The 23,046-nt window shown below is 48.7% G+C and carries 20 protein-coding genes; 12 read left to right on the forward strand and 8 right to left on the reverse strand.

The window, feature by feature from the left end; all coding sequences use genetic code 11:
• Positions 1-129: 129 nt before the first annotated feature.
• The 3 genes from AC1S52_RS28480 (at position 130) to AC1S52_RS28490 (ending at position 5,686) form a co-directional block, all read left to right on the forward strand.
• On the forward strand, positions 130-2,265 hold the full coding sequence (locus tag AC1S52_RS28480; protein ID WP_482032428.1) for a DUF1565 domain-containing protein: 2,136 nt from the start codon (positions 130-132) through the stop codon (positions 2,263-2,265).
• Between the two features lie 813 nt (positions 2,266-3,078).
• The gene (locus AC1S52_RS28485) at positions 3,079-4,539 is read left to right on the forward strand and encodes an MBOAT family O-acyltransferase (RefSeq protein WP_482032429.1); all 1,461 of its coding nucleotides are present in this window, start codon (positions 3,079-3,081) and stop codon (positions 4,537-4,539) included.
• A 13-nt stretch (positions 4,540-4,552) separates the two neighbouring features.
• On the forward strand, positions 4,553-5,686 hold the full coding sequence (locus AC1S52_RS28490; protein WP_482032430.1) for a hypothetical protein: 1,134 nt from the start codon (positions 4,553-4,555) through the stop codon (positions 5,684-5,686).
• 277 nt (positions 5,687-5,963) lie between these two features.
• On the opposite strand, the gene AC1S52_RS28495 is transcribed toward AC1S52_RS28490, so the two are convergent.
• A complete protein-coding gene (locus AC1S52_RS28495) occupies positions 5,964-6,461 on the reverse strand; it encodes a TIGR00725 family protein (RefSeq protein WP_482032431.1) in 498 nt (165 codons plus the stop codon).
• 278 nt (positions 6,462-6,739) lie between these two features.
• Between AC1S52_RS28495 and AC1S52_RS28500 the strand changes: the two genes are divergently transcribed.
• Positions 6,740-7,438, forward strand: coding sequence for a hypothetical protein (locus tag AC1S52_RS28500; protein ID WP_482032432.1), 699 nt, complete (start codon positions 6,740-6,742; stop codon positions 7,436-7,438).
• Positions 7,439-7,556: 118 nt separating this feature from the next.
• Here AC1S52_RS28500 and AC1S52_RS28505 read toward each other — a convergent pair whose 3' ends face one another.
• Positions 7,557-8,594 carry a C39 family peptidase gene (locus AC1S52_RS28505; protein ID WP_482032433.1) on the reverse strand — a complete coding sequence of 346 codons (1,038 nt, stop codon included), beginning with the start codon at positions 8,592-8,594 and terminating at the stop codon, positions 7,557-7,559.
• A gap of 203 nt (positions 8,595-8,797) precedes the next feature.
• Here AC1S52_RS28505 and AC1S52_RS28510 point away from each other — a divergent pair, with 203 nt between their 5' ends.
• Together AC1S52_RS28510 and AC1S52_RS28515 are read left to right on the forward strand one after the other, a co-directional pair.
• The gene (locus tag AC1S52_RS28510) at positions 8,798-8,992 is read left to right on the forward strand and encodes a hypothetical protein (RefSeq protein ID WP_482032434.1); all 195 of its coding nucleotides are present in this window, start codon (positions 8,798-8,800) and stop codon (positions 8,990-8,992) included.
• Between the two features lie 120 nt (positions 8,993-9,112).
• Complete coding sequence (locus AC1S52_RS28515; protein ID WP_482032435.1) at positions 9,113-10,354, forward strand: class I SAM-dependent methyltransferase; 1,242 nt, start codon at positions 9,113-9,115, stop codon at positions 10,352-10,354.
• Between the two features lie 49 nt (positions 10,355-10,403).
• On the opposite strand, the gene AC1S52_RS28520 is transcribed toward AC1S52_RS28515, so the two are convergent.
• Complete coding sequence (locus tag AC1S52_RS28520) at positions 10,404-11,555, reverse strand: septal ring lytic transglycosylase RlpA family protein (RefSeq protein WP_482032436.1); 1,152 nt, start codon at positions 11,553-11,555, stop codon at positions 10,404-10,406.
• A 451-nt stretch (positions 11,556-12,006) separates the two neighbouring features.
• Here AC1S52_RS28520 and purM point away from each other — a divergent pair, with 451 nt between their 5' ends.
• The 3 genes from purM (at position 12,007) to ispE (ending at position 15,044) form a co-directional block, all read left to right on the forward strand.
• Positions 12,007-13,035, forward strand: a complete 1,029-nt coding sequence (gene purM, locus AC1S52_RS28525) for a phosphoribosylformylglycinamidine cyclo-ligase (RefSeq protein ID WP_482032437.1) — start codon at positions 12,007-12,009, stop codon at positions 13,033-13,035.
• A 4-nt stretch (positions 13,036-13,039) separates the two neighbouring features.
• Positions 13,040-13,861, forward strand: coding sequence for a 16S rRNA (adenine(1518)-N(6)/adenine(1519)-N(6))-dimethyltransferase RsmA (rsmA, locus tag AC1S52_RS28530; protein WP_482032438.1), 822 nt, complete (start codon positions 13,040-13,042; stop codon positions 13,859-13,861).
• 241 nt (positions 13,862-14,102) lie between these two features.
• Positions 14,103-15,044, forward strand: coding sequence for a 4-(cytidine 5'-diphospho)-2-C-methyl-D-erythritol kinase (gene ispE / locus AC1S52_RS28535; protein WP_482032439.1), 942 nt, complete (start codon positions 14,103-14,105; stop codon positions 15,042-15,044).
• Between the two features lie 118 nt (positions 15,045-15,162).
• Here the strand turns inward: ispE and ppk2 are convergent, their stop codons facing one another.
• Together ppk2 and fabG are read right to left on the reverse strand one after the other, a co-directional pair.
• Positions 15,163-16,119: a polyphosphate kinase 2 gene (gene ppk2, locus AC1S52_RS28540; RefSeq protein WP_482032440.1), complete on the reverse strand. Its 957-nt coding sequence runs from the start codon at positions 16,117-16,119 to the stop codon at positions 15,163-15,165.
• A gap of 17 nt (positions 16,120-16,136) precedes the next feature.
• Complete coding sequence (gene fabG, locus AC1S52_RS28545) at positions 16,137-16,832, reverse strand: 3-oxoacyl-ACP reductase FabG (RefSeq protein WP_482032441.1); 696 nt, start codon at positions 16,830-16,832, stop codon at positions 16,137-16,139.
• A gap of 115 nt (positions 16,833-16,947) precedes the next feature.
• Here fabG and AC1S52_RS28550 point away from each other — a divergent pair, with 115 nt between their 5' ends.
• Complete coding sequence (locus tag AC1S52_RS28550; protein ID WP_482032442.1) at positions 16,948-17,751, forward strand: Rpn family recombination-promoting nuclease/putative transposase; 804 nt, start codon at positions 16,948-16,950, stop codon at positions 17,749-17,751.
• A 272-nt stretch (positions 17,752-18,023) separates the two neighbouring features.
• Here AC1S52_RS28550 and AC1S52_RS28555 read toward each other — a convergent pair whose 3' ends face one another.
• The 3 genes from AC1S52_RS28555 to AC1S52_RS28565 form a co-directional block, all read right to left on the reverse strand.
• Positions 18,024-18,668, reverse strand: a complete 645-nt coding sequence (locus AC1S52_RS28555) for a DUF3318 domain-containing protein (RefSeq protein WP_482032443.1) — start codon at positions 18,666-18,668, stop codon at positions 18,024-18,026.
• 120 nt (positions 18,669-18,788) lie between these two features.
• On the reverse strand, positions 18,789-18,968 hold the full coding sequence (locus AC1S52_RS28560) for a TLTLP motif-containing protein (RefSeq protein WP_482032444.1): 180 nt from the start codon (positions 18,966-18,968) through the stop codon (positions 18,789-18,791).
• 451 nt (positions 18,969-19,419) lie between these two features.
• Positions 19,420-19,767, reverse strand: coding sequence for a resolvase (locus AC1S52_RS28565; protein WP_482032445.1), 348 nt, complete (start codon positions 19,765-19,767; stop codon positions 19,420-19,422).
• Between the two features lie 152 nt (positions 19,768-19,919).
• Between AC1S52_RS28565 and folB the strand changes: the two genes are divergently transcribed.
• Positions 19,920-20,309 carry a dihydroneopterin aldolase gene (gene folB / locus AC1S52_RS28570; RefSeq protein WP_482032446.1) on the forward strand — a complete coding sequence of 130 codons (390 nt, stop codon included), beginning with the start codon at positions 19,920-19,922 and terminating at the stop codon, positions 20,307-20,309.
• A gap of 525 nt (positions 20,310-20,834) precedes the next feature.
• Positions 20,835-22,997, forward strand: coding sequence for a CHASE2 domain-containing protein (locus tag AC1S52_RS28575; RefSeq protein ID WP_482032447.1), 2,163 nt, complete (start codon positions 20,835-20,837; stop codon positions 22,995-22,997).
• The last annotated feature ends 49 nt before the right edge of the window (positions 22,998-23,046 follow it).

Raw genomic sequence — 23,046 nt, forward strand, 5'->3', positions numbered from 1 at the left:
TCGGTGGTCAGTAGCAATGAGTTAGCAACCCAAAACTCTCACCTTTCAACTTTCAATTCTCAACTCTCAACTCCCAACTTTCAACTTTCAACTCTCAACTCTCAACCCCTCTCTCTTCCTCAACTCATCATGGTGCAATCAACTTCGACTATCCTCTATGTCAATCCCGCCTCTGGTAATGATAGTGGCAGCGGAACTCAGGCGGCTCCGTTCAAGACGATCGCCCGTGCCCTTCAGCAAGCCAGGGCTGGGACAACGATTCAGCTTTCTCTGGGAACCTACAACGCAGCTACGGGAGAGAAATTTCCCCTGGTGGTTGCCAGTGGAGTAACCGTCCTGGGTAATGAAGCCAGTAAGGGTAGTGGCATTGTGGTGACGGGTAGTGGTGCTTTTCTCAGTCCCACTTTTGCCAGCCAGAATGTGACGTTTCGGATGGAAAACAATTCCCAACTGCGAGGGGTCACGGTCACTAATCCAGAGATTCGCGGAACCGCCGTGTGGGTCGAATCGACCAATCCAGCGATCGCCAACAATACCTTTATCAACAACAAACGGGAAGGGGTTTTTGCGACAGGTAGTGCCAGTCCTGCCGTACTGGATAATGTTGCCATTCAAAATGCTTCCACTGGATTTACCATTGTCCGAAATGCCAAAGGGGAATGGCGACGGAATGTTTGCCAAAAGACGGGGTTTGGATTTGCTATCAGCGATCATTCTGCACCGTTGCTGGTCGAAAATCGGATTGTTGAAAACCGCTCTGGGATAGTTCTGAACCGGGACTGTAGACCAGTTTTAAGGGCAAATTTGATTGAGAAAAATGCCGAGGTTGGGCTGGTAGTGGCTGAAAGAGCATTCCCCGACCTGGGTAAGAGTCAGGATCCCGGTGGCAATATCTTACGGGATAACACTGAGTTTGACTTGCAAAACGCCACCTCTTCTACCCTTCTGTCCGTGGGCAATCAACTCAATCCCCTGCGGGTGCAGGGTGCCGTCGATTTTGTTGCCAGCGAGGTGCCACCACCAATTCCCACCCCGGTTCCGACGCCGACGCCGACCCCAGTTCCTACCCCTACCCCTACTCCCAGCCCAACGCCGCCTTCTGGGTTTACCGATACTCAAGGGCACTGGGCATCTGGATTCATCCAGGGGTTAGTCAGTCGAGGATACATTCGCGGGTTTGAAGACAACACCTTCCGACCGGAAGAGCCACTCACCCGTGCCCAGTATGCCGCCATTCTTGCGCAGGCTTTTGACCTACCGGCAAAGCAGCCTGCCACTAATTTTTCCGATGTTGCCAGTAATTTTTGGGCGGCTGGGGCAATTCAGAAGGCAACCCAGATGGGCTTTCTTGCAGGATTTCCAGATGGCACCTTTCGCCCCAACCAAAATTTGACCAAAGTGCAGTCAATGGTGGCATTAGTGAACGGTCTGGGTTTAACGGGTGGCGTGTTGGATGCCCTGACCTTCTACGGCGATCGCGCCCAGATTCCCAGCTATGCCACCGATAAAATTGCAACGGCAACCCAGCGGCGGATGGTGGTCAATCATCCCAATGTGCGGCTGTTGGAACCGATGCGCGACATTAAGCGGGGTGAGGTCGTTGCGTTGATTTATCAAGCTCTGGTGGTGCAAAACCGGGCACCCGCCATCGCCTCCCCCTACATTGTGTCTGTGGATACGTCCGCCCCTACCTTTACGGACATTCAGGGGCACTGGGCAGCCAACTTTATTTTGGGGCTTGCCAACCAAAATCTGATTCGCGGGTTTGAGGATGGCACCTTCCGACCGGATGCCAGCATCAACCGGGCACAGTATGCCGCCATCATTGCTAAAGCCTTCGACCCACCCGCTAAACGGGCAGCCATCACCTTTTCAGATGTTCCGGCTAACTTCTGGGCAAAGGCGGCGATCGACCAGGCGTACCGGGGGGGCTTCATTTCGGGCTTTCCAGATGGCACCTTCCAGCCCAATCAAAATGTTCTGAAGCTGCATACCTTACTCTCGCTAGTCAGTGGACTCGCCCTACCTGCCGCCGATCTCGCTGTGTTGAATGTTTTTACAGATCGGGACAATATCCCTCAGAACACCCGTAATTCAGTTGCAACCGCAACTCAGCAGCGACTGGTCGTGAGTTACCCCGATGTGCGTCAGATTAACCCTATACGAGATGCGACCCGGGGAGAGGTGTCTGCCATGATTTACCAGGCATTGGTTCGAGCGGGGAAAGCATCCGCGATTAATTCGCCCTACATTGTCATAGTCTGAGGCGTTGCTGATTTTGGGTATGAATTGAGCGTTGTATGAATTGAAGACTTTCAATTCATACTGCTATTCAGCACCACCTAAGCAATCTATAGAATGACATCCCTGGGAAGCTCTCATCACGACACCCAACTAGCTGAATGAACTCGTTTTTTAGATTGCCCCTTCGCTGGAAGTTAGGGAAGTCTTTTTGTTAAGCGAGTGTAAACTTACTGAATGTTCTGCAAAGCTTTGGGTAAGCCGATTTTTATGACTGGCTTTTTATGGTCCAAACGTGATACTGACAGTTAAGAACGTTTGAGCGGTAAGTAATTATCTTGAGTATTAACTGCCAGCCGATGGCGTGATAGCCCTACTAGATCTCAGGGATTTACCACCATGTTCAGGTTAAACCTTTCGATTTCGCCTCCCCTGACAGGCATTCAGCGATCGCGGTTGAAGAAGATAATTTTCATTGCAATAAAATCTGTTCCTCAAAACATTTTCGCTTCAAATGTTTTTGAGGAACAGACTCCACCCTGAGTAGAAGCCATCCCGCATTTTTTGTCCAAGAGAATAGCTGAGTTAGTGGACTGCGGCATCAGTTCGGCAACCCTTTTTTCCAAACGGACGAGAGTAGCAGTGCGGAGTAGGTCAGGATATCTAAATTTCCGCCTGTAAGTAGTTTTTCCATTTTGGGATTGACTGCTTGCAAAGTTGATATTAGCGGCTAGTCAATCTACCTGCGGTATGGTGATCGTTTCCACCATGCTCACTCATCATCATTGAATCATTTTGATTCCGTTCATTCTATTAGATGAAAGGAGTAAAATCCCTTTGCTGTTCAACTCTTATGAATTTATCTTTTGTTTTTTACCCATTACGGCACTTATCTTCTTTGGGTTAGTACGATTTCGACTGCTTAAACTTGCCACCTATTGGTTAACCCTTAGTTCGCTCATTTTTTATGGGTACTGGAATCCTGCCTATGTACCGTTGCTGGTCATTTCAATTATTGGAAATTTCTGCTTTGGTGGCTATTTAAGCGCTGCAAAATCTGGTAGTAAAAGCTCTCAGGTAATGTTGTGGCTAGGGATTAGTTTTAATTTAGCTATTTTAGGCTATTACAAATACTTCGAATTTGTCATTGATTCTCTCAACCAAATTTTTCAAACAACTTTGTCAACTCCCGAAATTATTTTACCTCTTGGTATCTCCTTTTATAGTTTTACTCAAATTGCCTATCTAGTTGATGCCTATCGCAGCTCCACTGAAAGTAATTATAATTTTCTGACTTATACATTATTCATTGTCTTTTTCCCCCAACTAATCGCAGGTCCTATCCTACGCCACAACGAAGTAATTCCAGAGTTCCAAAAACTAAAGAATTTTGTTTTTTCTCACCGAAATGTTGCCTTTGGTCTGACCCTATTTATCTTAGGTTTAGCTAAAAAAGTTTTACTGGCTGATCCCCTCGCTCCCTGGGTGGCAGAGGTATTTAATCATGCGAATGATGTCAATTTAGTAGAAGCATGGTTTGGTGCGATCGCCTATACTCTTCAACTCTACTTTGACTTTTCTGGTTATTCAGATATGGCGATCGGCTTAGGTTTGATTTTCAATATTCGCCTGCCCGTTAACTTTGATTCTCCCTATAAAGCTACGTCAATTGTCGATTTCTGGCGACGCTGGCACATCACCCTATCGAACTTTTTGCGGGATTATTTGTACATTCCTTTGGGTGGAAATCGGAAGGGAGCCTTGCGCCGATATATGAACTTAATTATTACTATGCTTCTGGGGGGATTGTGGCATGGTGCAGGCTGGACTTACGTGATTTGGGGTGGCTTACATGGATGTTTTTTGGCAGTAAACCACGGCTGGGAAAAAATGGGATTGAAGCTACCGATTGCTATCGCCTGGTTGCTGACTTTTATTGCAGTTATTTTTAGCTGGGTTGTGTTTAGAGCCACCAATTGGATCGAGGCTTTGGCGTTGTACAAAGCAATGTTGGGAATGAATGGTGTTACTTTACTTGGCGGTTTTCAAAGGATTTTTCCAGCATTTAGTCAATGGGGAGTAGGGTTTACTGAGTTTCCTCATTTACCGCTCAATTACCAGCAAGCTATCGTCAAATTAGCATTACTTTTGGCGATCGTTGTTGCATTACCTAACACTCAGCAAATCATGCAGCGCTTTCAACCATCCTGGCAGTGGGCGATCGCTCTTGGTAGTGTCACCATTCTGTGTCTAATTTCGCTAAACCGTGTTTCCGAATTTTTATACTTCCAGTTTTAGGGACAAAAGTACGATGAAAAAGTATCAGCGCTATAACCTTTTATTACTGACGGTTGCTCTGGTGGGAGTATCAGGATTTGGGCTGGTAAATGCAGCCATTGATCCCTATGGCGTTATGAATGCTCCTAAAGTTAAGCGCTTGAACGATTTAAAGCCCAGAAAGTTTGCGAATGTTCGTCTATTCAAAGCCATTGATGTGATTGAGCAACAGCCTAAAACTATTCTGTTAGGCTCATCAAGAACGGATTGGGGGCTTGATCCGGAACATCCTGCTTTTGCCAATACTCAACCCGCCTATAACCTGGGATTAGTCGGACCAAATATGTATGAGGTCAAGCGCTATTTTGAACATGCGTTGGCAAATCAACCTGACTTGAAACAGGTAGTGTTGGGCCTCGATTTTTTTATGTTCAATCAATACAAAACTAACTCGGTCGATTTTGATGAAAGCCGATTAGAACAGCGCTTCATGCGACCAGAGGATTTACTGAAAATGCTACTTTCAACCGATGCTCTGAACGCAAGTTTAGAAACCGTTGAATCAAGCTTTCAATCCAATGCTTCCTATCTCTATACCTCTGATGGAATGCGTTTTGTTTACGGTGGCGAGGTCAAAGAGCCAATGCGGGTTCGGTTTGAGACTAGCATTTCTGAATATTTGAATACGGAAGGATACTATAAACGGTTTCAGCTTTCTCAAGCCTTTTTAGCCGATCTACGAGCGCTGGTTGAAATGTGCCAAGCTAGAAATATTGACTTAAAAGTGTTTATTTCCCCAGCCCATGCGATGCAGTGGGAAGCATTACGCAAGGCTGGTTTTTGGTCAGAGTTTGAAGCCTGGAAGCGGGAAGTGGTGAAAATCACCCCTGTGTGGGATTTTTCTGGTTATAACTGCATTACAACGGAGCCAGTCAGCGATCGCATGACCCATTTTTGGGATAGCTCCCACTACCGAAAAGAAGTTGGGGATTTAGTGTTGAATCGGCTTTTTATCTATGAAGGTGAACCAGTACCCGACGATTTTGGCGTTTTGCTAACTGGGGAGACCATTGAATCCCATCTCGCCCAAATCGTTACTGATCGCCAAACATGGGCGACTGAACACTCGGAAGAAATCGCGGGTCAGGTGGTAGGTGGCAAGCCGTGAAGGATGTTCCCCGTTAGCATTCCCACAGGGTGGGGGCGTGGTTGGTTGTTAGGTGCCGGATGTTTGTCATTCTGACGGTTGACCTTCCCCAGTACAGTTTGTGGTGCGGGCAGGTTGGAGCGGTCGCTGAGACACTAGCGGAGGGTGCTGGATTGAGTTTGAGGTTATCTGCTGCCACTATTTGAGTCGTTATTTTGGGCGTTGCTGAAAAGCTGGATGAATTGAAACGAAGTTTCAAGCATCCAGCACCTTTTTCATTTCCAGATTCAACAACGCCTTATTTTGAGATTGAGAGAAATTGATGGGTAAGGGCGATCGCCGCTGCCACTTCTTCCACCTCATATACCTGTCCCTTTCCCAAACTTTGAAAAAATGCCTGGGTTTCTGCACTGGGACTTAGTAAAATCACAGGCTTGTCCGCTTTCAGCGCCAACGCCACTTCTGAAGCGGTTCCGGCACCCATACCACAGGCAATCATGACCTGACTGGACAGCACGTTGATGTGATTGCGGGCACTGCCCATACCCGTCAGGATGGGGATGTCTACGGCTTCCGAGAGATAGCGGCGATCGCTCGATGGCAAAATTCCCACTGTCAACCCACCAGCACTTTTGGCTCCCCGACTAGCGGCATCCATAACTCCGCTGTTGCGTCCCCCGGTCAGCAAAATCCAACCAGCTTCAGCAATCAGCCTACCAAGCTGGTAAGCTGCCTGCATCTCTTGATTAGTTGCGCCTTCACCGGGTCCCATGACTCCGATAATAGGTTGGCTCATGATCAGGGTGGGGGGTATAAGTAGTTTTGAGTTGAGAGTTTTGAGTTGAGAGTTTGAGTTGAGAGTTTGAGTTGAGAGTTTTGAGTTCTGAGGGTTGAGTGGGAGGTATTTATGGTTTCAATCTTCACTCTAAACGGATCTTCTGTCCCCCACATCTCATAACCTGTCCTCCCCATACCCATACCCTGAAAAAAAATCTGGTTTTCGGGAAAGATTTCCACGAAATTTCGTCACGTCAAAGGTGGATGAATCGCAAGATTCGGTGAGAGGAGTTTAAGATGAGACGCGAAATAGCCTTACTGACTCTGGGTGCCTGTTTAGGCATAATAGGTCTCAGCGACTATGGCATCAGTTATGCCGAGCCATCTTCAGCGGTTGAAACCGTGCTTGAGGTGATTGCCCAAACATCATCCTCAACGCTGACGAAACCCTGGTATAACTGCACCGCTTTTTCAGGGTGGAGTCCCGGCAAGCAATCCTGGTGTCAGAAAACCAAGAAATTGAAAAATACCCGTTACCAGTTGCCTCACTTTGCCACCTTTCAGCTTGAGAATGGTGTTTATGAACATGCCAGTAAAAAGCTGAGGGTTGCCTTAGTGAACAAATCCGGTGCGATCGCCTTTGGAGATTTAAACCGGGATGGCAAAGAAGACGCAGCGACCTTGCTCACGGTGAACGCAGGTGGAGATGGGACGTTTGTTTACCTATCTACCGTTGAGAATGTGGGCGAGAACCCTCAGAATCAGACATCCCTGTTGCTGGGCGATCGGGTCGAAGTTCAGTCGATTACCATCAACCGCACCCGCGTCCGGGTCGATATGGTCACCCATGCTCCCGATGATCCGCTCTGCTGCCCGACCCAACCAACCACCCAACTCTATGCCCTCAGTGGCAACCATCTCCAACCTTTAGCTAAACCCACTGCAAAAACCCCTCGTTTCTACACCTCTTTAGCACCGACGGGATTCTGTAGCTAATGAGCAGAGCGAAGATGAACGTCAGGGAGGATTGAAGAGTTAAGCATTGGCAGTGAAAAGCGAAGAAACAAATATCTTCAACTCAAAACTCCTAACTCTCAACTCTTCGCTCCTTCCCCTACCTTCTAGCCAACCGATGCAGCCAGATGTAATCGTCGCCTTCAGGTGAACATTTTGACTGGATTAGCCAGTTGGAGTAGTGGAGATTCGCTCCAGAAAGGTCATTGCGGTAACCAGAGGAAGTCCACTCGCCATAGGGGTCGTTGACAAAGAACCCATACTGGTCATAACCACGCACAACGACAATGTGGCCGAAGTCAGTAAAGTAGCCATGAATGACGCAGGGGCGACCTTCTGCGATCGCCTTCCGAATGTCGAACAGGCTACCCCGCTCTGTGAAGTTATTGACCAACCCATAGTTGCGAGACATAGTGGCGAGGTCGTAGGGGTCCCAACGGCTCAAGCCATTATTTTCCATATACTGATACAGTTCATCCTCTAGTTGCCCCACTCCACTACCCCGGATGCCCAAATAAGCCATCACCATTGCAAACGAGGTCACGTTACAAGCCCCGCTGGGGTTGAGCGCATTATCAAGCTGGCTTTTATGGGGTACGTTTAGACGCACGGTTGTCGGCAATCCGCCTGTCCCCGTCGAGGGTTGCGGAATGGGAACCACCTGCGGTTGCTGGTTAATGAACTGAATATGGGGGGCGTAGGCAAACCAGGTGTTACGGGCTGGGGTGCCCAGCGTGTCCCACAGGATGGCAAGTTTGAGGTGATTGTTACTGGCATTTCCCCACGACTGGAGATTGAACACCCGACCACCAGCGATCGCCACCCTATCCTGTGCTGGTAATTGAGAAGAGTCTGCGGTGGACTGCTTAAAGACCGTGTTTTGAGTCACCCGGATGCTGGGAGGCTTAATCAGTTGAGCATGGGGAGTAAAGACACACCAGGTATTGCGGGGTGGGTCTCCCAACAAATCCCTGAGCAAAGCTACGCGGATATGGGTTTGATCAATAACTTTCCAGGAATGAATATCAAACACTCGACCTGCGGCAACATCAACCTTTTCCCCAGCAGGTAAGCGGGATGCTTGCTCTCTGGTCAGCTTGAAAACGGTATTTTGGGTGACCCTGAGTTGGATAGACATTTTCGATAGTTAACTTTATGTAAAAAGATTTGCAGTTTAGATCGTTAACCGCTATCTATAGTAGGTACGCTGCAAGGTTGGAACTAGATATAGCGTTCTCAAGATCTACCGGACGATTTCTACTCAATTTCTACCCAGTTCTATCTAGTCTCCTCAGACTGATCCCTGGCAGCAGGAAACCATTAGCCATTCACCATTGGAACATGAATTACCAACAACAACTCAATCCCTGGGTCGTTCACAAGCTATTACCTAATCTGAGTCAACTAGCCGTCCTCCGGTTCCGCCGCCGCAACGATGCAGAGGCGTACCTCCGGGTTCTTAAACAAACGCAACCCCACGCTAAATTCGCAATTACATTTGACGTTGGGCAAGGCGAGTACGCCAAAGCCGAATAGTGTTATTGGTGTGTGCGGAGTGTAGTGTTGAAACAACTGAATAGTTATAGATGCCATTTGCATTTAAAGCAAGAGCATCGTCAAACATCTTTAATGTTCGTCCTGTCGGATTTCTGCTCTGTGTCACAATGGAAGCCGCTACTGGTGGTGGATATGGCGGCACAAGTGGAAAAAAACAAAAACAACTCAACTCTCGGTAACCTGATCGCTCGACAGATTGCCGAGAGTTCGTATTTTAGAATTCCTTTTGCCCAATTTATGGATCTGGCGTTATACCATCCGCTACACGGTTACTACGCTAGTAATGCAACCCAGATTGGGAGCCAGGGGGATTTTTTTACCTCTCCCCACCTGGGTGTAGATTTTGGCGAAATGCTGGCTGAGCAGTTTGTTCAGATGTGGCAGGAAATGGGGCAACCAACCCCCTTTACCCTGGTTGAGATGGGAGCCGGACAGGGACTATTAGCAGCGGATGTTTTGAGCTATTTACAGCGAAACTATTCTAAATTTTTTGAGTCGCTGGAGTATCTCATTATTGAGCGGGCAGCCGCCTTAATTGCAGCACAGCAGCGGCGGCTAACTCCCTTTGCCGCCATGGGTCGCCGCTTGCGCTGGTGTGGATTTGAAGACCTTGCCGCTGAATCGGTTACTGGCTGTTTCTTTTCCAATGAATTAGTGGATGCTCTGCCGGTTCATCAGGTGATCAAGGAGTCTGGGCAACTGCGAGAAGTCTATGTCACCACTCAACAAGACGATCGCGAAAACCAACTATTTGTGGAAGTGGTTGGGGATTTATCTACACCACAGCTAGAGGAGTACTTCAAACAAGTGGGGATTGACCTGTTATCCGATGTCTACCCTGACGGATACCGCACAGAAGTCAATTTAGCGGCTTTGGAGTGGGTTCGCACAGTAGCGGGTAAACTCCAGCATGGCTACGTTTTAACGATTGACTATGGATATACCAGCGATCGCTACTACAATCCCATGCGATCCCAGGGCACTTTGCAGTGTTACTACCGTCATACTCACCATTCCAATCCTTACCTCTACGTTGGGCATCAAGACATCACTGCCCACGTAGACTTTACGGCGCTCGAACGCCAGGGAGAACAATGGGGGTTGCAAACCCTCGGTTTTACTAAACAGGGAATGTTTCTGATGGCATTGGGATTGGGCGATCGCATCGCTGCCCTGAGTCAATCAGAAACCCATGATCCGAAAACAATTGTTGAAATTCTTCACCGCCGGGATGCTCTTCACCAGATGGTCAACCCAATGGGTTTGGGCAACTTTGGCGTACTGATCCAGGGTAAGGGCGTGGAGGAGAGCAGTGCACTGAGAGGACTGTGGAAAGGATGAAGGATGAAAAGGTTTTTTTAGCCTTTAGCTTTCATCCTCCATCCTTTAGCTAATTCTCCGCCACAGATTGAGGAGTAAGAACATCAAGCCGAACGGGGGCAACCCCGGTCTGAATTAAGCCCAACATCCTGGCCGCAGCGGTAGACAGGTCGATAATTCGATTGCCATGAAAAGGACCGCGATCGTTGATCCGGACGACAACGGAAAGACCATTATCCATATTGGTCACACGCACCTGGGTCCCAAAGGGCAAACTTCGGTGGGCAGCCGTCATCTTGTGCTCATTGAAAACCTCGCCACTGGCACTCTGGTTCCCGTGGAAGCCGGGACCATACCAGGATGCCATGCCATTCAGGGCAATTCGGAAGGGACCGACTGAGACATCTGTTTGACGGCGGGGCTTGCCAGTAACCTCAGAGAGGGGATCCGCATTGCCTAAAAGACGGCGCAGGCGGTTGGTTGCCTGGAGCGCATCCGTCTCCAGACTACGAGTTGTATCAGGCAGAATGGTGTTAGAGTCCATCACTGCTAGCAGTTGATCACTCGCCTTAATCACATACCCTGAGCCACTGGCTTTGGCTTCCCAACTGACGGTAATCGTTTTAGCATCAACCCCATCACGGTCGAGTTGGTTTAATTTAGCGGCAATTTCGGATGCCCGCCAAACCGGATCGTTTTGATTGCCATCGGTTTTGCTAAGAAATTCATCCCTCTGGGCAGAAGCAGATGCCGTCGAAGTTTGGGGGGCTGCCGGGGTTGCTTCTGACAACGCTTGGGAATGGGTGGAAGCGTCGATGGACTTTTCCTGCGTTCCCAGTTTGACTTCACTGGGCAGTTGGGTTCCCAGTTTGACTTGCTCTGTGGCAGGCTTGTCAGAACTGAGGATGGTCAAAACCGGAATATTGCGAACATAGAGAGTGGCGGCTTTGCGCCCTGACAGTTCATGGGCATGAACTTTAGCGATCGCGGCTTCATTCACTTCAAGGGTTGGTTGAGACGGTTGCTCTCCCAACTTCACTACCTCGCTCGTTAAATCGAGGATAGGGATAGAAGGTTGATTGGCGGCTACTTTGAGGCTCTTGCTAGAGCCGAGGTCTACTGCGTCGGATGTTTCAGATGAATTGGCAGATCCAGGGAGAGGAGTACCAAGGGTTGAAATCAACAGGGTAGCAGTGAGACCGCTCAGAAGTTTTTGATTCATACACTCATGTGAGAAGGGCACCTGTTGCGAGATAGCAGCGAAAACCGAATGTGACACTCAATTGGCTGGCATATTCGCTAACTCATACTCGTTACGTGTTCACTCCAAAAATTTAGAACTGCAACAGACTATCACGAAGTTTTTGCATTGGGGATCAGGGATCTTGCAAACCCCCCATGAACTTCATAAAAGCTTCACAAAAGCAGAATGAGGTCAAAAGCTTATTAGAGAGCGCTTACAACCTCTTTTTTCATTCCGGATGCTTTATAGAAACTTTATAGAAACTTCACACCTTTTATAGGGGTTTGCTGACAGCTCGTCCTCCGCAGAGATTGTTTTCCCTGCGATCGTGGTTCATCCCAGGCTTCTCTTCGCTGCCTTACCCCTGTGCCAGTTAAAATACAACCTGCATGGATAAAGGCGAAATTTTTAACAAAAAACAGGTTGGCGCATGGATTACCGCGAAGCGGGAGTGGATGTAGAGGCGGGTCGAGCATTTGTAGACCGGATTCGCCAACGGGTAAACAGTACAACCCGACCAGAGGTTTTGGGAGGGTTAGGTGGTTTCAGCGGACTATTTCAACTTCCGGTGGGATACCAGGAACCTGTTTTGGTATCGGGAACAGACGGAGTTGGGACGAAGCTAAAATTGGCACAGACTCTTGATCGCCATAGTACGGTTGGCATAGACCTGGTGGCGATGTGTGTCAATGATGTGTTGACTTCTGGTGCAGAGCCGCTGTTTTTTCTGGATTATCTAGCCACTGGACAGCTCAACCCTGACCAGTTGGAGCAAGTCGTCGCAGGCGTAGCAGAGGGTTGCTGTCTGTCAGGGTGCGCCCTACTTGGTGGGGAAACGGCTGAGATGCCTGGGTTTTACCAGCCGGGAGAGTACGACCTAGCGGGGTTTTGTGTTGGGATTGTGGAAAAAAGCAAACTGCTGGACGGCTCTCAGGTCCGGGTGGGGGATATTGCCATCGGTTTAGCCAGCCAGGGGGTTCACAGCAATGGTTTTAGTTTGGTGCGCAAGATTGTCAGCGATCGCGGCTTTGACTGGGGCGATCGCCCCGAAAGTTTGGCGGGGAAAAGCCTGGGTGAGGTGTTGCTGACTCCGACCCAAATTTATGTCAAGCCGGTTCTGGCTGCCCTGCGGCAAGGGTTTGAAATTCATGGCATGGCACATATCACTGGCGGAGGACTACCGGAAAATTTACCTCGCTGCTTGGGGGCAGGTCAGGCAGTCAAAATTAACCCTGGTTCCTGGACAGTATTACCCATTTTTGACTGGCTGGCACGGGCAGGAGATGTCAGCCTTTCTGCGATGTTTAATACTTTCAATATGGGCATTGGATTAGTTGTTTTGACTTCACCGGATCAGATGACTAAAACGATTCAACATTTTGCATCCCAAAATATTTCAGCTTATGCCATTGGTGAAGTGATTTCAGGCAACGGAGAATTGGTTGGTTTACCGGAGTAAGGTAGTGCCTAAAGCACGTAAACAATTTGGTCAGCACTGGCTTCAGAGTGAAAAAGCGCTCAACAAAATAGTTGCCGCAGCGGATCTGGTAGAGAGCGATCGCATTTTAGAAATTGGTCCCGGTACCGGTGTCTTAACTCGCCAACTAGCCCCTCTAGCTGAAGCAGTAGTGGCTGTAGAAATTGACCGGGATTTATGTAAAATCCTGGCTCAAAAATTAGGCAAAATCGAGAATTTTCTGTTGCTTCAAGGGGACTTCCTTTCATTAAGTTTGGATGTCTTACTGGAACCCTTTCCAAACTTTCAAAATCCCAACAAAGTTGTTGCCAATATTCCCTATAACATTACCGGACCCATCCTGGAGAAACTATTAGGCACCATTGCCCATCCCAATCCCCAACCGTTTGAGGCGATCGTGCTGCTGGTGCAAAAAGAAGTCGCCCAACGATTGACAGCCAACCCAGGTTCTACTCACTTCGGGGCACTATCCGTGCGGGTGCAATACCTGGCAGCCTGCCAGTTTATCTGTGATGTCCCTGCCAAAGCCTTTCAGCCAGCACCTAAGGTTGATTCTGCTGTGATCCGTCTCATTCCCCGCCGGGTAGAACAGCCTGCCCAAGACCCACGCCATATGGAAACCCTGATTAAGCTAGGCTTTTCCAGCAAGCGGAAAATGCTGCGAAATAATTTGAAAAGCCTGATTGACAGTGACCAACTGAGTCAATTGCTGGAACAATTGAAGGTAAACCCCCAGGCTCGCGCCGAGGATTTGAGCGTTGAGCACTGGGTGGCGTTGAGTAACGCATTACAGGGGGAAGGGGGTTGAAAGTTGAAAGTTGGAAGTTAAAAATTAAGCGGTAACGAGTAATAGGTCGTTGTTTGTCATTCGTCCCTTGTCATTTGTTATCTATAAAACCAAATGACCAATGACTAATAACCAATGACCAATAACCAATAACCAATAACCAATAACCAATAACCAATAACCAATAACCAATAACCAATAACTCCTCTCCCTTTTCCCCCTGTTCCCCTCTTCTCCACCCTTCATCCCCTCTCCCTTGCCCATGCGTTCCTACTCTCTGCTGGCTCCTGCCAAAATTAATCTTTACCTGGAAATTTTAGGCGATCGCCCTGATGGCTTTCATGAACTGATTATGGTTCTCCAGAGTGTGGACCTGGCAGACCGGATTGATCTTCGTGCCAACGGTTCGCAAACGATTCATGTCGGGTGTAACCATCCTCAGGTGCCGGTGGACAGCAGCAATCTGGCGTATAAAGCAGCAGCACTCATGAGCCAGCACTTTCCAGAGCATTTTGCCCGTTTTGGTGGCGTGGATATCTATATAGATAAGCAAACTCCAGTAGGTGCTGGAATGGCAGGTGGGTCAAGCAATGCGGCAGCCGTTTTAGTGGGTATGGATCTGTTGTGGAACCTAGGGCTAACCTACGATGAGTTGGAAGAGTTTGGCGCACAGTTAGGTTCGGATGTACCGTTTTGTCTGGCGGGGGGCACTGCCCTGGCAACCGGACGGGGAGAAAAGTTGGATGCCCTACAGAGCTTGGATAGCCTTTATGTCGTGCTGGCAAAGTACCGCAGTCTTTCAGTGTCTACGCCGTGGGCATACAAAACCTACCGCCAAACGTTTGGGGACTCTTACCTCAGGGAAGCTGATTTAGAACATCGGCGACAGCAGGTTCATGCGGGTCCAATGATGGCAGCGATCGCCCGTCGTAATGGCATTCAGATCGGCAAATTACTCTACAACGACCTGGAAAAGGTTGTGCTACCCGAATATCCCCAGGTCCTAAAATTACGCGAAACCTTTGATCAAATTGGAACCCTCGGCACCATGATGTCTGGCTCTGGACCGACCGTATTTGCCCTGGCAGAATCCCGATCCCAGGCAGAGGAGATCCGGGAAAAAATGCAGATAGCCATCCCCGATCCTGATTTAGACCTGTGGGTGACAAGGTTCAGGCAATCCGGGATTCAGGTAATGAAATGAGGAAGGGGGCAGGGTATGGGGAAAGGATGACGGATGACGGATCAAGAGTGAAGAAGTAAATATCTTTAACTCAAAACTCTCACTTCCCCCCCCACTCCTCAAACTTTTCGCTTTACCCCTAATAAACCTGCGGTACAAAAAACTGCTCATTCTTCGGTGGTCGAACGTAGCCGACGGCTGGCTTCCTCGGCGGTAAGTCAAACGGTTCAGGGGTGATATCTTCGTAGGGAATTTTACTCAGAAGGTGGCTAATGCAGTTGAGGCGAGCACTTTTTTTGTCGTCGGCTTCGACTGTGAACCAGGGTGCTTCCGGGATGTTGGTATGGGCAAACATTTCATCTTTAGCCTTGGAATATTCTTCCCAACGGTTACGCGACTCCAGATCCATAGGACTTAGTTTCCAGCGGCGGGCAGGATCCATCATGCGTGACTGAAACCGACGTTCCTGTTCATCATCGCTGACCGAAAACCAATACTTGATCAGGATAATGCCCGATCTCACTAACATGCGCTCAAATTCTGGGCAGGACTGCAAAAACTCTCGGTACTGCTCTTCCGTACAGAACCCCATCACATTCTCTACCCCAGCCCGGTTATACCAGCTCCGATCAAACAACACAATCTCTCCAGCGCCGGGCAGGTGAGGCACATACCGCTGAAAGTACCATTGAGTCTTCTCATGGTCAGAAGGTGCGCCTAATGCGACCACCCGACAGCCACGGGGATTCATCGGTTCAGTAATCCGTTTAATGGTGCTGCCTTTACCGGCAGCATCTCGACCTTCAAAGATAATGACTACCCGTAAGCCTGCATGCTTGACCCAATACTGGAGCTTCACCAGTTCCATCTGGATCTTGGCAAGTTCCGCTTCGTAAAATTTGCTCTTTAACTTTTTAGGGCGATCGCCCTCTTCATAGGGCAGGGGGTCTATTTTTACCTCCTTACCGCCATCTTTCTTCCGAGACTGTTTAGAGAGCTTTTTTTCAGTTGGCGATTTCTTCTTTTTCAGCTTTTTGGGTGTTTCTTCGATCAGGCTATTCGGGGCATCGGAGTCAGTCGGTAAAGCTTTTTTCATTGTTTTTCCTCATTACGTCATACACTCCCGTAAACCGGAACGGCTGCACCGCGTATATCACGAGCAGCTTCTGAAGCCAGGAAACAAATCACTTCTGCCAACGATTCAGGCTTCACCCACTGAGAAGCATTTTCTGCACCCATGGCAACCCGGTTAGCGGAGGTATCAATAATGCTCGGCAGAACAACGTTAGCAGTAATGTTGGTGCCTCTGGTTTCGGCAGCGATCGCCTTGGTCAGTGCCACGACTCCTGCTTTAGAGGCACAGTAAGCTGCCAGTTGCCCGCCCGGTTCGACTGCTCCCCGTGAACCCGTAGTCACAATACGCCCATAACCATGTTCCAACATTTTTCTCAAACTGTGTTTAGAGACCAGAAAGGTAGTAGTCAGGTTTAGCTCCAGATCTTGTCGCCATTGCTCCAGGCTATATTCATGGGTTGGTCCCATTGAGAAACCACCCACCAGATGGATCAATACATCGACCCTGCCCATGCTATCCACCAGTTCCTGTACGGCAGATTCGTTAGTCAAATCAACCCCCACAAATTGAATGCGCGCAACATCCGCCGGAGGCAAATACCCCTTCAGCCGCTCAACCTCTCTGGCACTGTGGTAAGGAATGGTAATCTGGGCACCACGCGCCAGAACCATGGGTGTAACACCCAAACCCAGCCCTCCTGTTCCCCCTGCTAATAAAACCTGCTTACCTTTCATGATTCATTGCTCACTGTATAAATCTTCCTACGAAAGGACAAAGGTAGCAACTTTCTGCTAATGAGTTGAGGGACAGGGTAAAATCGCAATTAACCTTTGCGGCTCGATCTCTATTTTGAAGACGGATAGTATTTTCTACCAGCTATTCAAAACCTTTCCTATCAGCTTTTTTCAATTGATTGGCGAATCTAGCATCGATGCCACTGTCTATGAATTTGCCTCGGTTGAAGTGAAAGCTCTCAGTTTTCGGATCGATGGTGTCTTTTTACCCAAAACAATCAGTAATCAATATCCTATCCATTTCACCGAAGTCCAGTTCCAAAATGACCCAGACATTTACTGGCGATTTATTACCGAAAGCTATCTATACCTAGGACAATCCAAACCCAATCAAGATTGGATGGCAGTTCTAATCTTTGCCAGAGCCAGACTAGATCCTGGCATTCCCACAGAGTATCAGCATCTATTAACCTGTCACAAGCTTCGGATTGTGTATCTGGATCAGCTAGAACCCAACCCTGAAAGATTCCTTGGGATACAAATCATACAGCTTATTGTGGAATCTAAACAGAACGCGATAGCAACCGCAAAGGGTTTGGTGCAGCAAACTCAGCAAGAACTAGCGGACGATGCCCTTAGGGTGAGTGTAATAAGATTAATTCAGAACATCATTATCTATAAATTTCCACAACGAAGCCGACAGGAGTTAGAAGCGATGTTTGGGTTAAATGATTTGAAGCAAACTCGGTTTTATCAAGATGTTGCAGAGGAAGGCAAACTAGAAGGCAAACTAGAAGGCAAACTAGAAGTCATTCCCCGATTGGTGGCAATGGGGTTGAGTGTGGAGCAGATTTCAGAGGCATTAGGACTGAAAGTTGAACAGGTGAGACAAGCAATCGAAGCAAGGAAACCGAACTAAGCTGCATGACAGAGCAACAAAATTAATCATTCTTTAAACTTTCCTTTGGACATTGCCTTCTGTAACCCACCTGCCCTGGTAGAAATTTCTGTGGAAAACCTCCCCAAGTCTGTGGAAAAGTCCCAGAAAAGCTCAGATGCCTGTGGAAAACTCGTTCTTGACCGAAAAAATTTTGGTTGAGAAATTTATGGTAAGAATTCGGCTTCGCTGTTTTAACAGACAAAACTGGTTTGGGTAGAATCCATAACTCGAAAATTAATACTAGGCAAAAATTAATAGGCTTCGCCAGCTTGATTTTTCAACTTAGCCTTTGCCTTTGCTGCACTCTTTTTGAGCGCATCTAAGCGATTCTCATACCTGGACCGCAACCGCTTTTTAGGAGACTGTTCAATCAGGGCTTTGAGGGCACTACCAAGGCTTTTGTAAGCATTGGGAAGAGTATAGCCAAACCGCTGTGCCAGCGCGATCGCCCGCTCATCTGCCTCGATCAACTCCTTCATCACCTTTTCGCCGCTGTTTTTCTGCCACAACCGCCAACCAGAAACTCCACAGAGTGACAATGCCAGCAACAATAGCAATCCATCCTGAACCCACAGTTCACCCACTGCGCCGCCCAAACCGATCGCTAACGCAGCCATTTCCCATCCATCCTTAGGAATGGTGTCATTCTGAATCCGGGCAACCTCATGCCAGAACAGAAGATTTCGTTGATCAAGGGCCAACTGCTCCCACTTGACCATGTCAATTTGAACCTCAACCTCGTCTTTCCCGATTTCCTCAGAGATAATCAGGGGAGGATTAACTGCCGTTGTTCCTTCAACCGATACCCAGCTTTGCAACTCTGGGGGAAGCAAAGTTCTCAACCGCCGCAGTTCGCTCATTTCAGCTTTTGCAGACGAGGATGCGTATGATGTCATGGTCCAACCCAAAAAAAGTCCAAGTTAAAAAACCTTCCTCTTGGATCATAGCGATCCAGGAGGACGAATAGAGTTGCACTTATTCTCTAAGATTTCACTGATGAAATGCAAGCGCGGTGACTATCGCCTGGTCAGGTTCCGATTGGTGGTAGGGGGTAAAAAATTCCCATTGCTGGAATAGTGAGAAATGATGGTCAGAGGTAAAGTGAGGGTCAGCAATGCAATGAGCGCTCCAATAATCTCCGCAACTCGGTTAGAAGATCGACCCGGTGAATTATCAGACTGACTACCAGATTCCATAAAAATGTGTGGCACCAACGATGTACTTTTATTTAACCCGTAGAGAACGAATTTGGTATCGTCTCCTCTGCTAACTATTTTAGCGAACCCTTCAGCAGAGAGGGTTCCTGATAAACACTTACAGACAGGAGGAGCCTAACCTCCAGGGTTTTGCTCAAAATCTCACCTGCAAGCTTTTTAGATTTAGTCCCCAATTTAAGGGGGCGTTGAAAAAGTTATAGCTTCTAATCTTTAGCACTCACCGATCCCCTTGGGTTCCCCCTTTTCCTCAGCCTCCTGTTTCTATCGTAGCGGTGCTCTAGAGCCAGGATTGAGAGGGATCTAAATTTTTGATAAAAAATCCCTCTCCCGACTGAACCAGAGGTGCCAAACTGAAGCCACAGTCTACGAGTGGTCTGTCCTACGGGTTTCTAAGGTGGTGAGGTTGATCCAGTCTGCGATCGCTAATCCCTCAATGGCGGGTTTTCAGCAATTGATGAATGGTCTGTAATTCTACTAAAATCGCCTGCAATAACTCCTGGGTTGGCGTTGGAGCCACATCGCGCACCTCAATCGTCACCTGCTTGATTTTCAAGACATCCGTTGCAAACCGCGCAACTTCATTGGGATGAAACAGAAGCGGGTCGTCTTTACTTAGCCGCAGTTCAGGATTCAGACATTCGGGATCGTAGGAAGGATTTAGACAGGTCGGATCGGTATTGGCGTAGCGATAGATCGAAGCCCTGGAACGATTCAGTGCTTTTTGGACGGCTTCAATATCCATCAACCCATTGGGTCCTATGACAGCTTCGGTCTCCATAAGCATTCACGGAGTTTTAACTCTAGACTCAGGGAATCTTAGCATTAGATTCACGAACTGATGCACTAATCGCTGGAGAACAATGTTAATTTCAAGCACAGCCGATTGAAACTGCCATTAACATTTTTAAATCTGCCTCACAGGCGCGATTCATGGATAGCATTCATCTCAGTGGGATACGTTGCTACGGCTATACGGGAGTTCTAGCAGAAGAAAAAATCTTGGGACAGTGGTTTGAGGTCGATCTGACCCTGTGGCTGGATCTGTCCATCGCTGGTAAGAGCGATCGCCTGGAAGACACTCTGGACTATCGCGCCGTCATCAGTACCGTTCAGCACCTCGTCAAGACATCAAAATTTGCTCTATTGGAAAGAATGGCAGACGAGATCGCCCATGCCATACTCTATCCAGCCCCTCCCACAACGTTGCCTATCCTTCAGCAAGTCCAGGTTTGCCTGACCAAACCCGCTGCCCCCATTCCCGACTTTGGCGGCAAAATTAGGGTTGAAATCAGGCGATCGAGGGAGTCGTTGAAGAGTTGATATTGAGCAAGCCCCCAGACCTCCGTTTGAAAACCTCGGAGGTTTAGTCTAGTGCTAACTAACTCTTAAAAACTCCTGCCCTTACGACTTATCTCCTTAAACACAGAAACCCCATTTGGCTACCGATAATCGGCAGAACCAATGGGGCTAGAGACGCAGTTAGGAGGTATCTCACTTTTCAAAGTACCTAGAGAAATACAGGATTCCCCTAACTTTAATAAGTTCTTAAACTCCTACGCTAATTGAGTTCTAGAAAAATTGGTGAAAGGAGTGGGTTAGGCTTTGTCTAAAGGGAGAAAATGACCTGACTTGTATTTTCCAGAGTCAAAAAAGGGAGGTTTTATTGTGTGCCACAATCGATAAGTGATTGGGTAAGTAGGTGGTTCAAATTAATTGTAAGACGGGGGAGGGGGGGCTGCGCCCCCAGGGAGGGGGTTCCACCCCCTCCACCCCCCAAACTATTTTTAATTTAATTACACCCAGCTACTTAATATCCTTCGTCTTACCTGACTCCTTCTTGCCCCCATGCTGGAAATCCTGCTCAATGGACGCTATCGCATTATTCGGGTGCTGGGGAGTGGTGGATTTGGGCAGACCTACATCGCTGAAGATATTCAGCCACCAGAGAGCCGCCGATGTGTGGTTAAACAGTTCAAGCCATCCCGTCAGGATGAAAGCTTCCTCCATATTGCCCGTCGGTTATTTGCCAGCGAAGTCGAAACCTTAAGAAAGCTCGGTAGTCACAGCCAAATTCCCTCCTTATTGGATGACTTTGAAGAGAACCAAGAATTTTATTTAGTTCAGGAATATATAGAAGGGCGGTTGTTGAGCGATGAGCTGGTTACACTCAGGCGCATGAACGAGACAGCCGTGCTTGCGATGCTGCGAGATGTGCTGCATGTGCTGGAATTTGTCCATCAAAATCATGTCATCCACCGCGACATCAAACCAGGTAACTTGATTCGACGTCAGTGCGATGGTAAGTACGTCCTGATTGATTTTGGGGCGGTTAAGGAAATACAGACTCAGCTTTCGACTGAATCGGGACAAACTAATCTCACAGTGGGGATTGGCACTCAGGGGTATGGACCCAGTGAGCAGTTGATGGGCAAGCCACGCTACAACAGCGATCTCTATGCGCTGGGTATGACTGCCATCTATGCTTTAACCGGGCTACAACCAGCTCAACTGCCCACCCATCCGGAGACGGGCGAAGTGGTCTGGGTGGATGAAACGGAGGTCAGTCCTAAACTGGCAGCCATTTTGACCTGTATGACCCGTTATCACTTCAGTCAACGTTACCACTCTGCGACAGAGGTGCTGGAGGCGCTAGATTCACCCACACAGGTTGTGCTCAACCAACCGACGGAGGTTCCCTCTGATCAGCCCACTGAACTGTGGACTGATGCCGTAGAAGACACGACGAAAATGTCAGAGACGCGGGTTGATGGGTTGCCCGCAAAGGAATTGCAAGAGTCCTCTCGCAATCCGGCAAAGCTGAGAGATCGACGTAAAGGCAAACTGGCACCAGCATCGGTTGTGATTGGGGTTGCCAGTTTTGCGGTCACGGCGTTTGTGTTAGGGGGGCGGCAATTGGGGTGGTTGCAACCTTTGGAACTGGCAGTTTTTGACCGTATGGTGCAGATTGGTCCTGTTTCAGATCCCGACCCTCGCTTGTTGGTCGTGGCTATTACGGAGACAGACATTCAGAAGCATGGATTTCCGGTACCAGATGGGGTACTGGCTCAAGTGTTTCAGAAATTGAAGCCTTACCAGCCAGGGGCGATCGGTTTGGATTTGTTGCGCGATCGCCCCCAGGCAGCGTTAAAGACGGAACTGGATGACTCCAGAGTAATTGCGATCACTAGATTGGGTCATGCCGATACACCGGCAACCCCGCCGCCCCCCGGTATGCCGGAGCATCGGGTTGGTTTTAATGACCTGGTGCTTGACCCAGATGGGGTGGTTCGCCGCAACTTGATGTTTGCGGACTATCAGGGAAGGACCTTTTATTCCTTTTCGCTGCGCCTGGCATTGCTGTATTTGGCGCAGCAGAGCATTCAGCTTGAACCCGTTCCACAGGATGCCAATGCAGCACGACTGGGGAAAGCCTTGTTTCAGCCATTGGAAAGCCATTCCGGTGGCTACCAGGACATTGACGAGCGCGGCTATCAGGTCTTGCTCCGCTATCGGGGCAGAAATCCGGTGCAGCAGGTCACTCTGGAGCAGGTGCTCACCGGACAGGTCAACCCGGAGTGGGTTAAGAACCGAATTGTGTTGATTGGGACAACGGCATCCAGTGCAAAAGGCCTGTTTTTTACCCCCTACAGTTCAATCGAGAAGGATGTCCCCAAGATGACGGGGGTCATGCTCCATGCGATCATGGTGAGCCAGTTCCTGGATGCAGCGCTGGAGGGGCGATCGCTGTTCTGGTTCTGGGCTGAGTGGGTTGAGGTAATCTGGATTGCCGGATGGGCAGTCGCAGGGGCAACACTTGCCTGGTATCGCCGTCCAACCTTACCCGGTGCCACGGGAGTCATGGCACTGCTGGTCTTAGGAGGGATTTGCTTTGGCATCTTTACCCAGATGGGCTGGGTGCCTGTCGTTGCTCCGGCGGTTGCGACCATTGCAGCAGGCTGGGTTGTGCTGGCTTACCGGTCGCAGCACTCACCGAAGTTAGACACCTAATACCAATTTGAATTGAAACCACGGCAGATCCCAGTACGGGCTTGGCAGT

Source organism: Kovacikia sp. CALU 1929, assembly GCF_056784235.1.

What these genes read in the sequence shown, in the direction of transcription:
- AC1S52_RS28495 (WP_482032431.1), bottom strand. Translation starts at nt 6,461, where the DNA reads ATGAGCCAACCTATTATCGGAGTCATGGGACCCGGTGAAGGCGCAACT.
- AC1S52_RS28505 (WP_482032433.1), bottom strand. Translation starts at nt 8,594, where the DNA reads ATGTCTATCCAACTCAGGGTCACCCAAAATACCGTTTTCAAGCTGACC.
- AC1S52_RS28480 (WP_482032428.1), top strand. Translation starts at nt 130, where the DNA reads ATGGTGCAATCAACTTCGACTATCCTCTATGTCAATCCCGCCTCTGGT.
- AC1S52_RS28560 (WP_482032444.1), bottom strand. Translation starts at nt 18,968, where the DNA reads ATGGAATCTGGTAGTCAGTCTGATAATTCACCGGGTCGATCTTCTAAC.
- AC1S52_RS28575 (WP_482032447.1), top strand. Translation starts at nt 20,835, where the DNA reads ATGCTGGAAATCCTGCTCAATGGACGCTATCGCATTATTCGGGTGCTG.
- ppk2 (WP_482032440.1), bottom strand. Translation starts at nt 16,119, where the DNA reads ATGAAAAAAGCTTTACCGACTGACTCCGATGCCCCGAATAGCCTGATC.
- purM (WP_482032437.1), top strand. Translation starts at nt 12,007, where the DNA reads ATGGATTACCGCGAAGCGGGAGTGGATGTAGAGGCGGGTCGAGCATTT.
- AC1S52_RS28520 (WP_482032436.1), bottom strand. Translation starts at nt 11,555, where the DNA reads ATGAATCAAAAACTTCTGAGCGGTCTCACTGCTACCCTGTTGATTTCA.
- AC1S52_RS28500 (WP_482032432.1), top strand. Translation starts at nt 6,740, where the DNA reads ATGAGACGCGAAATAGCCTTACTGACTCTGGGTGCCTGTTTAGGCATA.
- ispE (WP_482032439.1), top strand. Translation starts at nt 14,103, where the DNA reads ATGCGTTCCTACTCTCTGCTGGCTCCTGCCAAAATTAATCTTTACCTG.
- AC1S52_RS28490 (WP_482032430.1), top strand. Translation starts at nt 4,553, where the DNA reads ATGAAAAAGTATCAGCGCTATAACCTTTTATTACTGACGGTTGCTCTG.
- fabG (WP_482032441.1), bottom strand. Translation starts at nt 16,832, where the DNA reads ATGAAAGGTAAGCAGGTTTTATTAGCAGGGGGAACAGGAGGGCTGGGT.
- AC1S52_RS28510 (WP_482032434.1), top strand. Translation starts at nt 8,798, where the DNA reads ATGAATTACCAACAACAACTCAATCCCTGGGTCGTTCACAAGCTATTA.
- AC1S52_RS28555 (WP_482032443.1), bottom strand. Translation starts at nt 18,668, where the DNA reads ATGACATCATACGCATCCTCGTCTGCAAAAGCTGAAATGAGCGAACTG.
- folB (WP_482032446.1), top strand. Translation starts at nt 19,920, where the DNA reads ATGGATAGCATTCATCTCAGTGGGATACGTTGCTACGGCTATACGGGA.
- AC1S52_RS28565 (WP_482032445.1), bottom strand. Translation starts at nt 19,767, where the DNA reads ATGGAGACCGAAGCTGTCATAGGACCCAATGGGTTGATGGATATTGAA.